We start from the raw sequence: 13,303 nt of genomic DNA, 5'->3' as shown, positions 1-13,303 counted from the left end.
CGGTACAGATGTTATGAATGCCGGGCCGCCGACAGGCGCCGACACACCGAGACCGAACCGTTATGCCGTCGGAGCGGCCCTCCGGCGCCGAGTGTGCGGCCAGCCGCACCGTCGGTGCCCGGTGTGCGGCCAGCCGCACACTCGCGGGCAGGAGCTAGTCGAGCAGGACCGTCGCGAAGGTGCCGACCTCGGCGAAGCCCACGCGGGCGTACGCGGCGCGGGCGACCGTGTTGAAGTTGTTCACGTACAGGCTCGCGATGCGGCCGCTGCCGACGATCACGGCGGCCACCGTCGCGGTGCCGCGGGTGCCGATGCCCAGGCCGCGCCACTCCGGGTGCACCCAGACCCCCTGGATCTGGCCCACGCCGGGCGACTGCGACCCCACCTCGGCCTTGAACACGACCTCACCGTGCTCGAAGCGCGCCCACGCCCGGCCCGCGGCGATCAGACTGGCCACCCGGCGGCGATAGCCGCGGCCGCCGTCGCCGAGCCGCGGGTCGACGCCGACCTCGCCGATGAACATGTCGACGGCGGCCACCAGGTAGGCGTCCAGCTCGTCGGGGCGGACCTGGCGCACGCCGACGTCGATCTCGCAGTCGGGGTGGCGGGTCAGCGCCATCAGCGGCTGGTCGTCGCGCACGTCGCGCGCCGGGCCCCAGGCCGACTCGAGGCGCGCCCACATCGGCATCACCAGGTGGGCCCTGCCGACCAGCGAGGAACAGCGCCGTGTCCCGCTCATCGCCTCGTCGGCGAAGGCGTTCAGGTCGGCCTGCGCGCCGCGCAGCGGGATGAGGTTGGCACCGGCGAAGCACAGCGACTCGTCCGGGCCGCGGCGGGTCCACAGCTCCCCGCCGATCGCGTTCGGGTCGATGCCGTGGTCGGCCACCCGGGCCGCGACCATGCACGAGCCGACCGGGTCGTCGTCGAGCACCCGCCAGACGGCGGCGGCGTCACGCACCACGGACACCCGTCGCTCGCCGACAAGGCGCATGATGGGCGGAGCCGACATCTACGGAACTCTCTGTGGTGCGTAAAGACGATCAGTGCTGGGGCGCAAGCCCCTATCAGCTTACGGTCACAATCGGCGAACCGCTCGCTTCTGTTTGAGGATCGTGACCGGTCCCCATCTCGGCCGCCAGCCGCATGGCCTCCTCGATGAGCGTCTCGACGATCTGCGCCTCGGGCACGGTCTTGATCACCTCGCCCCGAACGAAGATCTGCCCCTTGCCATTTCCGGACGCGACGCCCAGGTCGGCCTCGCGGGCCTCGCCCGGGCCGTTGACGACGCAGCCCATCACGGCCACCCGCAGCGGGACGTCGAGCCCGTCCAGCCCGGCGGTGACCTCGTTGGCCAGGGTGTAGACGTCGACCTGCGCGCGGCCGCACGACGGGCAGGACACGATCTCCAGCCCGCGCGGCCGCAGGTTGAGCGACTCGAGGATCTGGATGCCGACCTTGACTTCCTCGACGGGCGGGGCCGAGAGCGACACCCGGATGGTGTCGCCGATGCCGCGCGACAGCAGGGCGCCGAAGGCGACCGCGGACTTGATGGTGCCCTGGAACGCGGGACCGGCCTCGGTGACGCCCAGGTGCAGCGGGTAGTCGCACCGCGCGGCCAGCTGCTCGTAGGCGGCGACCATCACGACGGGATCGTTGTGCTTGACGCTGATCTTGATGTCGCCGAAGCCGTGCTCCTCGAACAGCGAGGCCTCCCACAGCGCCGACTCCACCAGCGCCTCGGGCGTGGCCTTGCCGTAGCGCTCCAGGAAGCGCTTGTCCAGCGAGCCGGCGTTGACGCCGATGCGGATCGGGATGCCGGCCGCCGCGGCGGCCTTGGCGACCTCGCCGACGCGGCCGTCGAATTCCTTGATATTGCCCGGATTCACCCGCACCGCGGCGCACCCGGCGTCGATCGCGGCGAAGATGTACTTGGGCTGAAAGTGGATGTCGGCGATCACCGGGATCTGGCTCTTCTTGGCGATCGCGGGCAGCGCGTCGGCGTCCTCCTGGCGCGGGCAGGCCACCCGGACGATGTCGCAGCCGGCGGCGGTCAGCTCGGCGATCTGTTGCAGCGTCGCGTTGATGTCGTGCGTCTTGGTGGTGCACATCGACTGCACCGATATCGGATGGTCGCTGCCGACCCCGACGTCGCGGACCATCAATTGCCGCGTGGTGCGCCGGGGGGCGAGCGTGGGCGCCGGGGCGTCCGGCATGCCCAGGCCAATGGTCACTTTCTGCCTTCTCTCACTTACTGGCTCTCAGTTACTGGAAGAGCCTGATCGGATTGACCAGATCGGCGGTCACGGTCAGCAGCATGTAGCCGACCACGAATACCAGCACCACGTAGGTGGCGGGCATCAGCTTGAGGTAGTTCACCGGCGCCGCCGCGACCATGCCGCGGGCCGACCGGATCAGGTTGCGCACCTTCTCGAACAGCGCGATGGCGATGTGGCCGCCGTCGAACGGCAGCAGCGGCACCAGGTTGATCGCGCCCAGGATGAGGTTCAGCTGGGCCAGGAAGAACCAGAACGCCACCCACAGCCCGTGGTCGACGGTGTCGCCGCCGATGATGCTGGCCCCGACCACGCTCATCGGCGTCTGCGGGTCGCGCTGCCCGCCGCCGATGGCGTGCACCAGCGCGCCGACCTTGGTCGGGATCGTCACCAGCGCCTTGCCCACCTCGACGGTCAGGTCCCCGGCGAAGGCGAAGGTGGCCGGTATCGCCGACAGGACGCCGTAGTGCGTCGGCGTCACCTTGACGGCGCCGACGCCGATGGCGCCGACGGTGGCCGCCTCGGGCTTGGCGTTCTGCGCCTTCGAGATGTAGCGCTGGGTGGGCGTCACGTCGACGTAGGTGGTGATGGTGGAGCCGTCGCGCTCGACGACGACGGGAACGGTGCCGTGCAGCTTGCGCACCGCCGCGGCCATGTCCTCGAAGGTGGACACCGGGGTGTCACCGACCTTGACGACGACGTCGCCGGGGCGGATCCCGGCCAGCGCGGCCGGGCCCGGCCCGGTGCAGTTGCCGACCTTGCCCGGGCTGACTTCCGGTGCGACACAAGCGGTTTCACCGACGATGGCCTTGGTGGGCGGGTGCAGGTTGGGCAGGCCCCAGACCAGCGCGATGCCGTAGATCAGCACCAGGCAGATGACGAAGTTCATCCCCGGGCCCGCGAACAGCGTCGCGACCCGCTTCCAGGTCGCCTGCTTGTACATCGCGCGGTCGGTCTCGTCGGGCTCCAGGTCCTCGACCGGCGTCATGCCGGCGATGTCGCAGAAGCCGCCCAGCGGAATGGCCTTGACGCCATATTCGATTTCACCCCGGCGCGTCGACCACAGCGTGGGCCCGAAGCCGACGAAGTAGCGCCGCACCTTCATGCCGGTGCCGCGGGCGACCCACATGTGGCCGCACTCGTGCAAAGCCACCGAGATCAGGATGGCGAGCGCGAACAGCACAATGCCGATAGCGAACATCATCAGGCTGCCAGGACCTTTCTCACACCATTCCGGAGATCTTGTGGGCACTCGCGCTTCCGAGCGCGCGCTGCGCCCGCTCCCTTGCCCAGCGCTGCGCGTCGAGTACCTCATCCACGTTAGCCGGTGAAACCGCCCATTGGTCGGCGGCGTGCAGCACGTCGGCGATGGTTTTCACGATGGCGGGGAACCTTATGCGGCCGGCCAGGAACGCCTCGGCGGCCTCTTCGTTGGCCGCGTTGTACACGGCCGTCATGCAGCCGCCGGTCATCCCGGCGTGGCGGGCCAGCTCGACCGCAGGAAAAACCTCGCTGTCCAGCGGCTCGAATTCCCAGCTAGAGGCGGTGGTGAAGTCGCAGGAGGCCGCCGCCCCGGGCACCCGGTGCGGCCAGCCCAGGGCCAAGGAGATGGGCAGCTTCATGTCCGGGGGGCTGGCCTGGGCGATGGTCGAGCCGTCGATGAAGGTGACCATCGAATGAACAATCGACTGGGGGTGCACGACGACCTCGATGCGGTCGTAGTCGATGCCGAACAACAGGTGCGTTTCGATGAGCTCGAGCCCCTTGTTGACCAGCGACGCCGAGTTGAGCGTGTTCATCGGGCCCATCGACCAGGTGGGGTGGGCGCCGGCCTGCTCGGGCGTGACGGCCTCGAGGTCCGCGGCGGCCCAGCCGCGGAACGGGCCGCCGGAGGCCGTCAGCACCAGCTTGGCGACCTCATTTTTTTCAGGGTCGGAGTTCCCACAGCGCAGGCACTGGGCCAGCGCGGAGTGTTCGGAGTCGACGGGCACGATCTGGCCCGGCCGCGCCGCCCGCAACACCAGCGGACCGCCGGCGATCAGCGATTCCTTGTTGGCCAGGGCCAGCCGAGCCCCGGAGTCCAGGGCGGCCAGGGTCGGGCGCAGGCCCAGGGCCCCGACCAGCGCGTTGAGGACGACGTCGGCGTCGGTCTCCTGGACCAGCCGGGTGACCGCTTCCGGGCCGCTGTAAGGGACGTCGCCGACCTGCTGCGCCGCCCGCTCGTCGGCGACGGCGATGTTGGTGACCCCGGTCTCGGCGCGCTGCCGCGCCACGGTCTCGGGGTTGGCGCCCCCGGCGGCCAGCCCGACCACCTCGAAGCGGTCCGGGTTGGCCGCGATGACCTCGAGGGCCTGGGTGCCTATCGATCCGGTGCTGCCCAGCACCAGCACGCGCAGGCGGCCCTCCGTAGTCGCGTCGGTCACTCACTCATTGTGCCCGCTCGGCCCCGCGAGGGATGTGCCAGAATCTGTCCTACCAGCCGATCACGAAAGGGATTCGCCGTGGCCAGTACCGAGGTGGAGCACTTCAACGGCGTCGACGTCGCCGAGGTGCCGTCGGCAGCGTGGGGGTGGAGCAGGATCAATCACCGCACCTGGCACGCCACCGGGCTGGTCATCGTGATCTTCCTGCTGGCCATGCTGCGCGGAAACCACGTCGGCCACATCGAGAACTGGTTTCTGATCGTCTTCGCCGCGCTCACCCTCGTCGTGCTGATCCGCGACCTGTGGGGCCGCCGCCGCGGCTGGCTCCGGTAGCCGCCGCACCCGGCGATACCAGGCGGCCGCGACCGCCCCGGTCACCAGCACGAACAGGGCCACCGCCCAGGGCACGACGCCGTGCTGGTGCACCCAGCCGGCCAGCGCGCCCTGCAGCCGGCCGGCCGCGGCGATCACCGCGTCCCGCGGATCCGCGTCGCCGTCGAACAGCCGCAACTCGTAGACGCCGTAGTAGCCGACGTAGAACCCGACCGCCACCAGCAGCCCGCCGCCGATCCGGTTGACGAACGGCAGGACGCGGCGCAGCCGGTCGGCCAGCGCCGAGCTCGCCGAGGCCGCGGCCAGCGCCAGGACCCCGACGACCAGGGTCAGGCCACCCACGTAGGCGACGTAGACGGCTACGCCGGTGACCGCCGACCCCTTGAAGCCGGCGGCGGTGACCGCCAGGAACGGCCCGATGGTGCACGACAGCGAGGCGATCGCGTAGCTGACGCCGTACGAATACATGGACCCCAGCCGCACCGTCGGGGCCCACCGCGGGCCGAGCGGGCGGGGGGTCAGTGCCGTCAGGTCGCGACCCGACAGCAGCCAAAACCCAAGCGCGACAAGCACAATGCCGATCACCACGGTTCCGTAGGGCAGGTAGCGCTGCACGGTGCTGGCCGCCGAAATCGTCAGCGCGCCGAACAACCCGAAGACCGTCAGGAAGCCCAGCGCCATCCCGAGGGTGGCCGCCAGCGCGCGGCCGAGCGGGACCAGGCCGCGGCGTTCGCCGGGCCGCGGCCCGCGCACCACCAGGAGCAGGTACGCGGGCAGCATGGCAAACCCGCAGGGATTCAGGGCGGCGACCAATCCGGCGGCGAACGCCAGGCCGACCAGACCTCGGTCCATCCGATCAGCGCAGCGCGGCCACCCGGCCGGCCAGCTCGCTTTGGGGCATGGCCGCGGTGGGGTTGTTGACGAACGTCGAGCTGCCGTCCGCGCGGTAGAACACGTAGGCAGGCTGCCACGGGACGTTGTAGCGGGCCCAGATCGAGCCGTCGGCGTCGTTGAGGTTGGTGAAGTTCAGGTTGTACTTGGAGACGAAGTTCTGCATTGCCCCGACGTCCGAGTGCGCCGCGACGCCGACGAAGGTGACGCCGGGATTGGCGGCCGCCACCTGGCTGACCCCCGGCGCCTCGGCGTTGCAGAACGGGCACCACGGCGTCCAGAACCACAGCACCGCGGGCTTGCCCTGTAGGGCGGCGCCGTTGAACGGCGCGCCGCTCAGCGTGGTCCCGGTGAATTGCAGCCGGTCGTCGGCCGCCGCCGAGCGCGGGGCCTCGGCCAGGCCGAAGATCAGGGCCGCGGCGAAAACGGCCGCGGCAAACAACTTGAGCGGAGAGAACAAGCGAACCATCACGGCACCCCCTGGTTTGCTGGGTTATGCCTTAAAGACGTATTCGGAGCCGCCGGGGTTCAGCCGCCGGCTCAGCCACCCGTCGCACGCCGAGCGTGAAACCAGCGCGACAATTCCGCGAAAAACTCGCAACAGCTTCACGTTCGGCGCGGCTACCCGCGCTCGGCGGCCAGCTGCCCGCAGGCGGCGCTGATCTCGCGGCCCCGCGTATCGCGCACCGTGCAGGAGACGCCTTGGGCGCGGACCCGCCGCACGAATTCCCGCTCCACCGCCTTGGGGCTGGCGTCCCAGTCGCTGCCGGGGGTCGGGTTCAGCGGTATCAGGTTCACGTGCACCAGCGGGCCGAGCGCGCCATGCAGTCGCTTTCCCAGCAGGTCGGCCCGCCACGGCTGGTCGTTGACGTCGCGGATCAGGGCGTACTCGACCGACACCCGCCGGCCGGTCACGTCGGCGTAGTACCGGGCCGCCTCGAGCGCCTCGGCGATCTTCCACCGGTTGTTGACGGGGACCAGCGTGTCGCGCAGCTCGTCGTCGGGCGCGTGCAGCGACAGCGCCAGCGTCACCGCCAGGCGCTCGTCGGCGAGCTTGCGGATCGCCGGGGCCAGGCCCACCGTGGACACCGTCACCGAGCGGGCCGAGATGCCGAAGCCGTCCGGCGGCGGCTCGGTGATGCGCCGCACCGCGGCCAGCACCCTGGCGTAGTTGGCCAGCGGCTCCCCCATGCCCATGAACACCACGTTGGACAGCCGTTGACCAGGCGGGTCGAAGTCGTCGCGCAGCGCCGCCGCGGCGGCCCGCACCTGTTCCAGGATTTCGGCCGTGGACAGGTTCCGGGTCAGCCCGCCCTGGCCGGTGGCGCAGAACGGGCAGGCCATGCCGCACCCGGCCTGCGACGAGATGCACACCGTGTTGCGGTCCGGGTAGCGCATCAGCACCGACTCGACCGTGGCCCCATCGATGGCCCGCCACAACGTCTTTCGCGTCTCCCCCGCATCGCAGGTGACCTCGGCCGCCGCGGTGAGCAGCGTCGGGAACAACGCCTCCGCGATCGCCTCACGCACCGCCGCCGGCAGGTCCGTCATCTTCCGCGGGTCGGCGATCAGCCGGCCGTAGTACTGCTGCGCGAGCTGCTTGGCCCGAAAGGCGGGCAGGCCGAGCTCGGCGACGGCCGACGCCCGGCCCGCCGCGTCGAGGTCGGCCAGGTGCCGCGGCGGCCGGCCCGGGCGCGATTCGGTGAAGACCAATTGTTGGACCATGACCCGTCCAGTATCGGCCACGCCTGGCCGATGGTGGCGACCCCCAGCGCCCGGCTACGCCGCCCTTGCGATCGCCACTAGCGCACGAGCGTCAGCACCGTCCACGCCGCGACCGCCGAGGGCAGCACACCGTCGAGCCGGTCCATCAGGCCGCCGTGGCCGGGCAGCAGCCGGCCCATGTCCTTGATGCCCAGGTCGCGCTTGATCTGCGACTCCACCAGGTCACCCAGCGTGCACGTCAACACCAGGACGACGCCCAGCAACGCGCCGACCCAGAGCGGTTTGTGGGCCAGCAGGGTCGCGGTCAGGATCGCGGCCGTGATCCCGAACACCAGCGAACCGGCGAACCCCTCCCACGACTTCTTCGGGCTGATCGCCGGGACCATCGGATGCTTGCCCACCAGCACGCCCACGGCGTAGCCACCCACGTCGGAGGCGACGACGGTGATCATCAGGCAAAACACCCGGCCGGCGCCATCGATGGGGTAGACCAGCATCGCGGCGAAGGAGGCGAACAGCGGGACCCAGGCGGCCAAAAAAACGGTGCCGGACGCGTCGCGCAGGTAGTTCGCCGAGGGCGAACCGGCGAACGGCTCCGGCCGCTTGCTGTTGTCCTGCTGGAACAGGCGCCACACCATGCACACCACGACCGTGGCCCCGAAGCCGGCCACCGCGCCGGCGGAGCGGTAGGGCCAGGTCAGCCAGACGGTGACCTGGCCGCCGATCAGCAGCGGGATGACCGGGATGACGTAGCCGGCCTCCCGCAGCCGGCGCACCACCTCGTGGGTGGCGACCAGGATGGCCCCCGAGCACAGCACCACCCAGAACCGCGGGGCGAACAGCAGCGTGGCGACGAGGACGGCGCCGATGCTGACGCCCACCGCGATCGCGGCCCGCAGGTCGCGCCCGGCGCGCGAGGTCTTCTTGGCCGGCTGCTGCGTCGCTTCGCGGGGCCCACGCCGCGGCTCGTCGGACGGGGCCCCTGCGCCGGTAGTCACCACGGATACGTTGCTGAGCGGCCGCTAGACCTCCAGCAGCTCGCCTTCTTTGTGCTTGACCAGCTCGTCGATCTGGGTGACGTACTGATGGGTGGTCTTGTCCAAATCCTTTTCCGCCCGGCCGACCTCGTCCTCGCCGGCTTCCCCGTCCTTGCGGATGCGGTGCAGCTCCTCCATGGCCTTGCGGCGGATGTTGCGCACCGACACCCGCGCCTCCTCGCCCTTGTGCTTCGCCTGCTTGACCAGCTCGCGGCGACGCTCCTCGGTCAACTGCGGCACCGCCACCCGGATCAGGGTGCCGTCGTTGGTGGGGTTGACGCCCAAATCGGAGTTGCGGATGGCCGTCTCGATCGCGTGCAGCTGGCTGGCCTCGTAGGGCTTGATGACGACGAGCCGCGCCTCGGGGACGTTGATGCTGGCCAGCTGCGTGATGGGCGTGTTGGTGCCGTAGTAGTCGATCACGATCCGGTTGAACATGCCCGGGTTGGCGCGCCCGGTGCGGATGGTGGACAGATCGTCGCGGGCCACGGATACGGCCTTCTCCATTTTCTCTTCCGCGTCGAAGAGAGCCTCGTCAATCATCGTCTTCCCCTCAGGTGGTGACCAGCGTCCCGATCTTCTCACCAGCGACCGCCCGAGCGATATTGCCGTTGGTCAGCAGGTTGAATACCAGGATCGGCATGCCATTGTCCATGCACAGGCTGAAGGCGGTGGCATCGGCCACGCGCAGCCCGCGGTCGATGACCTCCCGGTGGCTGATCGCGGTGATCAGCTCGGCCTCGGGGTTGAGCCGCGGGTCCGCGGAGAACACCCCGTCGACCGCCTTGGCCATCAGGACCACCTCGGCGCCGATCTCCAGCGCCCGCTGCGCGGCCGTGGTGTCCGTGGAGAAGTACGGCAGCCCCATGCCGGCCCCGAAGATCACCACCCGGCCCTTCTCCAGGTGGCGGACGGCCCGCAACGGCAGGTAGGGCTCGGCCACCTGGCCCATCGTGATCGCGGTCTGGACCCGCGTCACGATGCCCTCCTTTTCCAGGAAGTCCTGCAGGGCGAGGCTGTTCATGACGGTGCCGAGCATGCCCATGTAGTCCGAGCGCGTGCGCTCCATGCCGCGCTGCTGAAGCTGTGCGCCCCGGAAGAAGTTGCCGCCGCCGATCACCACCGCGACCTGGACACCGCCGCGGACCACCTCCGCGATCTGGCGGGCCACCTGGGCGACGACGTCGGGATCCAGCCCCACCTGGCCGCCGCCGAACATCTCGCCACCGAGCTTGAGCAAGACTCTCGAATACTGAGATCGCCTCTCCGGTACGCCGTTGGCGCTTCTCGTCGGCTCCGTCATCAGACTCCTCGCATGAGAGTGCCATCCCGGGCGAACTTCATCCGGAACGGCATTTCACATCCTGCCTCATCGCAACACAATGTGGCGCGGGCGGGGTGCATTATCTGCACAGTTGGCGATTCGCGTGGATTCCCGGGCGACGCTTGCCATCCGGCGCCGGATGTTTGAGCGGGTGGCGGCATGGGGAATAGAGACCATCGCGGGGGGCGAACCTACGGTCTTGAGAATAAGGACCACGCCTCGCCGTATGGAGGGCCGATCGCTGTGGCGATCGGCGCTGAGCAGTTGCTCAAGCACGTACGCCAATGAGGAGGAAAATCCATGGCGGACAACGAGAACAAGTCGGGACCTGCCGAGGCGGTCAAGGGCGTCGTCGAGGACGTCAAAGGCAAGGCCAAGGAGGCCGTCGGCGCGGTGACCGGGCGTGATGACCTCACGCGCGAGGGCCAGGCCCAGCAGGACAAGGCCGAGGCTCAGCGCGACGCGGCAAAGAAGGAAGCCCAGGCGGAGGCCGCGCGCGGCGGTGCCGAGGCGGCCGAGGAGCGCCAGAAGGCCAACCAGTAGCAGCTTGTCGCAAGGATGGGTCCGGTCCGTGTAAAACGGGCCGGACCCATCGGCATTCCCGGGAAAGAGCATTGACCCCGCGATCGCGGGCAATAAACTTTGCATAGTTTGGCTCTGAATCGGGTACTCAGCGCTGCGCTGGCAGACATCTCGCCGTGAGGTGCCTACGGGTGGGGGGCGATGACAAACTCACGAGTTTGGAGATGTCGTTGGACGTTTTACTACTTACGGAAGTAGACGACTTCGAAACCGTCCTGCCGACTCTGAAGTCCTTCGCTCACTCCGTGCGACGTGGTCCCCTCACCGGGGCCGTCGACGGGCATCGCGGTGACGCCGACGTCGCGATCATCGACGGGCGCGCCGACCTCGAGGCCGCGCGCAGCGCCTGCCGCCGGTTGGCTTCCGACGCCCCGTCCATCGCGGTGGTGGCCGTGGTGACGCCCGCCGACTTCGCGGCGGTGGACGTCGACTGGCACGTCGACGACGTGCTGCTGCCCGCCGCCGGGGCCGACGAGCTCCAGGCGCGGCTGCGGCTGGCGATCTCGCGCCGCCGCAGCGCCATGGACGGCACGCTGAAATTCGGCGACCTGCTGCTGCACCCGGCCAGCTTCACCGGGTCGCTGGGCGGTGTGGACCTGGGGCTGACGCTCACCGAGTTCAAGCTGCTGAATTTCCTTGTGCAGCATGCCGGCCGGGCCTTCACCCGCACCCGGCTGATGCACGAAGTGTGGGGCTACGACTGCAACGGCCGCGTCCGCACGGTCGACGTGCACGTGCGGCGGCTGCGCGCCAAGCTGGGACCCGAGCACGAATCCATGGTCGACACGGTGCGCGGCGTGGGCTACATGGCGGCCACGCCGCCGCACCCCGAATGGGTCCTCAGCGGCTCGACGCTGGCCCCGCTGTGGACGTCCACGACACGCCCCGCCACCGACCGCGTCGCGCACTAGTCGCGACGGAGCCTGTCTTGCAAGGCTTTTGACGCCTCACTCAGGCGAACAGCGGCAGCGCCCGCTTTCGGGCCAGCGCGTCCATGCCCTCCTGGATCGAGTCCTCGACCTCATGGTATTTGGAGTCGACGTACTCGTCGTCGTCGGCGCGTGCCGGGTCGCGGTCGAGCTCCACGGCGGGCATGAACCGGGTCCTGATCTTGGCCGGCAGCGGCAGCTGCGGCAGCGCCGCCGGGGCGATCCCCCAGGGCAGCGACACGGCCACCGGAAAGACCTTCAGCCGCAGCAACCGGTCGAGTTTGAGCGCCTTCGACAGCCGGTCGCCCCGGATCAGCACCGGCATCGCGTCCGCTCCCCCGACCGTCGCGATCGGCACGATCGGCACGCCGGCGCGAATCGCCATCTTCACGAAGCCGTTTCGCCCCGCGAGGTTGGCGCGATCACGCTCGGTCCACGGGCGCAGCGAGTCCACTTCCCCGCCGGGCCACAGCGCCACGTCGCGCCCCTCGGCCAACGCCGTCGCGATCGCGTCCGGGGCCGCCGGCAGCACGCCCATCGAGCGGAAGTACCGCCCGAAGACCGGGATCGCCATCAGCGCGTCGTGGGCCGTGCCGTGCAGCGGGCGGTCCTGGCCGAAGCGCCGCCACCACTGCAGGCCGACGGTCCAGGCGTCCCACACGAACGGGGCACCCGAGTGAATGCCCACCAGCAACGCCGGCGGCTGCGGCGGGATGTTCTCCCAGCCGTCGATCTCCATGCGGAACCAGTAGTCCACCAGCACATTCCAGAAAAACTTCTGGCGCTGCAGGGTGGCCTCGTCCTGGCCGCTGAGGTCCCACCTGCCGGCGCGCTCCGCGACCCAGCCGGCAATCCCGCCGTCGAGCTTGCTGCGGCGTTCGTCCATCGCCACGCGCGCGCGTCTGGCATTGAGCTTGGCTTGTGCCCGTACTTCTGCTGGTCTGTGATCGGGGTTACTCATGCGTGTCGGGTACCCGATTCGGTCGCGCGGGATTCCCGAAGACGCAAATCTCCCCGCGCCATTGGGCGGCGCGGGGAGATCCTTGCTAACCGATTACGCGTGAGGCGCCGGCGCGGGCGGCTGGCCCGGGGCCGGACTTGCGTTCGGCGGCGCGCCAGGCGTCGAGGCGCCCGGCACGTTCGACGTCCAGATCAGGATGTCCTGCAGTCCGTCGTTGTAGACGACGCCGTTCGGCGGCGCGCCGGTCACGTCGAAGTACAGCGTGCCCGTGGACTCTTGGCCCTGCGGGATCGGCGCCGGGTTAAGGCTGCCCGGGGCGCCGGGCTTGTCGATCAGCTTGTACGTCTGACCGTTCGGGCCGCGGGCGCTGAAGTCCTTGACCATCGGGGTGACGACGCCGGCGTCCGACCTGGCCGTGATGTCGGCCTGGTACAGCGTGCCCTTCGGTGTGTAGCCGGGGATGGACACGTTGCTCGGCTGCAGGTTGCTCACCGTGTAGTTGGTGATCATCGGCCCGTCGACGAGTTGCTCGCTGGTGCCGAAGCCCTGGATGTTGGGCGCGGCGGAAGCGGTTGCTGCTGCGAAAACGCCTGCAGCCGCTATAGCTCCGGCGGCAATAGCACTTTTAACAGCGGTTGTGGTGACCTTCATGGTATTCCTTTCGTGTCGAACAATCGCTCCCATACATAGGGCGATAACCGCACTTCGTGGGCATAACCCGTCGGTCGCGACACTAAACCCCGGCTAATGCCGGAATTTCGAATGCGTGCGCCCTTACCTGCATTAATGCGTCACTGCTAGTTTTGTGGCACACAGCTTTTCGCG

14 protein-coding genes and 1 pseudogene are annotated in these 13,303 nt (G+C 69.5%); 3 read left to right on the top strand and 12 right to left on the bottom strand.

Annotated features, from left to right (window positions below; translation table 11 throughout):
* Positions 1-154: 154 nt before the first annotated feature.
* From AWB89_RS18805 to dxr, 4 genes are read right to left on the bottom strand one after another with little or no spacing between them, the layout of a single operon-like run.
* Positions 155-1,009 carry a GNAT family N-acetyltransferase gene (locus AWB89_RS18805; protein ID WP_085175730.1) on the bottom strand — a complete coding sequence of 285 codons (855 nt, stop codon included), beginning with the start codon at positions 1,007-1,009 and terminating at the stop codon, positions 155-157.
* Positions 1,010-1,064: 55 nt separating this feature from the next.
* Positions 1,065-2,231 (bottom strand): flavodoxin-dependent (E)-4-hydroxy-3-methylbut-2-enyl-diphosphate synthase, encoded by a 1,167-nt coding sequence (gene ispG, locus AWB89_RS18800; RefSeq protein WP_085102622.1) that lies wholly within the window; start codon positions 2,229-2,231, stop codon positions 1,065-1,067.
* A gap of 31 nt (positions 2,232-2,262) precedes the next feature.
* The gene (locus AWB89_RS18795) at positions 2,263-3,477 is read right to left on the bottom strand and encodes a M50 family metallopeptidase (RefSeq protein ID WP_085102620.1); all 1,215 of its coding nucleotides are present in this window, start codon (positions 3,475-3,477) and stop codon (positions 2,263-2,265) included.
* A 19-nt stretch (positions 3,478-3,496) separates the two neighbouring features.
* On the bottom strand, positions 3,497-4,696 hold the full coding sequence (gene dxr, locus AWB89_RS18790) for a 1-deoxy-D-xylulose-5-phosphate reductoisomerase (protein ID WP_085175728.1): 1,200 nt from the start codon (positions 4,694-4,696) through the stop codon (positions 3,497-3,499).
* Positions 4,697-4,774: 78 nt separating this feature from the next.
* On the opposite strand from dxr, the gene AWB89_RS28040 reads away from it, so the two are divergent.
* Complete coding sequence (locus tag AWB89_RS28040) at positions 4,775-5,029, top strand: DUF2631 domain-containing protein (protein WP_085103110.1); 255 nt, start codon at positions 4,775-4,777, stop codon at positions 5,027-5,029.
* Here AWB89_RS28040 and AWB89_RS18780 read toward each other — a convergent pair.
* From AWB89_RS18780 to pyrH, 6 genes and pseudogenes are all read right to left on the bottom strand, one after another.
* A pseudogene (locus AWB89_RS18780) lies at positions 5,030-5,881 on the bottom strand (cytochrome c biogenesis CcdA family protein); the annotation flags it as partial.
* Positions 5,882-5,885: 4 nt separating this feature from the next.
* On the bottom strand, positions 5,886-6,392 hold the full coding sequence (gene dsbE, locus AWB89_RS18775) for a disulfide bond-forming protein DsbE (protein WP_139830829.1): 507 nt from the start codon (positions 6,390-6,392) through the stop codon (positions 5,886-5,888).
* Positions 6,393-6,541: 149 nt separating this feature from the next.
* Positions 6,542-7,645 (bottom strand): dual-specificity RNA methyltransferase RlmN, encoded by a 1,104-nt coding sequence (gene rlmN / locus AWB89_RS18770; RefSeq protein WP_085175726.1) that lies wholly within the window; start codon positions 7,643-7,645, stop codon positions 6,542-6,544.
* A gap of 77 nt (positions 7,646-7,722) precedes the next feature.
* Positions 7,723-8,646: a phosphatidate cytidylyltransferase gene (locus AWB89_RS18765; RefSeq protein WP_085102614.1), complete on the bottom strand. Its 924-nt coding sequence runs from the start codon at positions 8,644-8,646 to the stop codon at positions 7,723-7,725.
* A gap of 21 nt (positions 8,647-8,667) precedes the next feature.
* Positions 8,668-9,225 carry a ribosome recycling factor gene (gene frr, locus AWB89_RS18760; protein WP_068234960.1) on the bottom strand — a complete coding sequence of 186 codons (558 nt, stop codon included), beginning with the start codon at positions 9,223-9,225 and terminating at the stop codon, positions 8,668-8,670.
* 10 nt (positions 9,226-9,235) lie between these two features.
* Complete coding sequence (gene pyrH, locus AWB89_RS18755) at positions 9,236-9,985, bottom strand: UMP kinase (RefSeq protein WP_085175724.1); 750 nt, start codon at positions 9,983-9,985, stop codon at positions 9,236-9,238.
* A gap of 321 nt (positions 9,986-10,306) precedes the next feature.
* On the opposite strand from pyrH, the gene mbp1 reads away from it, so the two are divergent.
* Both mbp1 and AWB89_RS18745 read left to right on the top strand, forming a co-directional pair.
* Complete coding sequence (gene mbp1, locus AWB89_RS18750; RefSeq protein WP_068234965.1) at positions 10,307-10,549, top strand: microaggregate-binding protein 1; 243 nt, start codon at positions 10,307-10,309, stop codon at positions 10,547-10,549.
* A 203-nt stretch (positions 10,550-10,752) separates the two neighbouring features.
* Entirely contained in the window at positions 10,753-11,499 is a 747-nt protein-coding gene (locus tag AWB89_RS18745; RefSeq protein ID WP_085175722.1) for a winged helix-turn-helix domain-containing protein, read from the top strand.
* A 40-nt stretch (positions 11,500-11,539) separates the two neighbouring features.
* On the opposite strand, the gene AWB89_RS18740 is transcribed toward AWB89_RS18745, so the two are convergent.
* Both AWB89_RS18740 and AWB89_RS18735 read right to left on the bottom strand, forming a co-directional pair.
* A complete protein-coding gene (locus AWB89_RS18740; RefSeq protein ID WP_085175720.1) occupies positions 11,540-12,478 on the bottom strand; it encodes a lysophospholipid acyltransferase family protein in 939 nt (312 codons plus the stop codon).
* 93 nt (positions 12,479-12,571) lie between these two features.
* On the bottom strand, positions 12,572-13,129 hold the full coding sequence (locus AWB89_RS18735; protein WP_085102603.1) for an MPT63 family protein: 558 nt from the start codon (positions 13,127-13,129) through the stop codon (positions 12,572-12,574).
* Positions 13,130-13,303 lie beyond the last annotated feature (174 nt).

Source organism: Mycobacterium paraense (assembly GCF_002101815.1).
GTDB lineage: Bacteria > Actinomycetota > Actinomycetes > Mycobacteriales > Mycobacteriaceae > Mycobacterium > Mycobacterium paraense.
Note: the sequence above shows the minus strand (reverse complement) of the source record. Positions and strands in the feature narration are given on the sequence as shown.

Bases quoted from the DNA above. Each gene is read 5' to 3' on its own strand.
- AWB89_RS18805 (WP_085175730.1), bottom strand. From the start codon at position 1,009: ATGTCGGCTCCGCCCATCATGCGCCTTGTCGGCGAGCGACGGGTGTCC.
- AWB89_RS18795 (WP_085102620.1), bottom strand. From the start codon at position 3,477: ATGATGTTCGCTATCGGCATTGTGCTGTTCGCGCTCGCCATCCTGATC.
- rlmN (WP_085175726.1), bottom strand. From the start codon at position 7,645: ATGGTCCAACAATTGGTCTTCACCGAATCGCGCCCGGGCCGGCCGCCG.
- frr (WP_068234960.1), bottom strand. From the start codon at position 9,225: ATGATTGACGAGGCTCTCTTCGACGCGGAAGAGAAAATGGAGAAGGCC.
- pyrH (WP_085175724.1), bottom strand. From the start codon at position 9,985: ATGACGGAGCCGACGAGAAGCGCCAACGGCGTACCGGAGAGGCGATCT.
- mbp1 (WP_068234965.1), top strand. From the start codon at position 10,307: ATGGCGGACAACGAGAACAAGTCGGGACCTGCCGAGGCGGTCAAGGGC.
- AWB89_RS18745 (WP_085175722.1), top strand. From the start codon at position 10,753: ATGTCGTTGGACGTTTTACTACTTACGGAAGTAGACGACTTCGAAACC.
- AWB89_RS18740 (WP_085175720.1), bottom strand. From the start codon at position 12,478: ATGAGTAACCCCGATCACAGACCAGCAGAAGTACGGGCACAAGCCAAG.
- AWB89_RS18735 (WP_085102603.1), bottom strand. From the start codon at position 13,129: ATGAAGGTCACCACAACCGCTGTTAAAAGTGCTATTGCCGCCGGAGCT.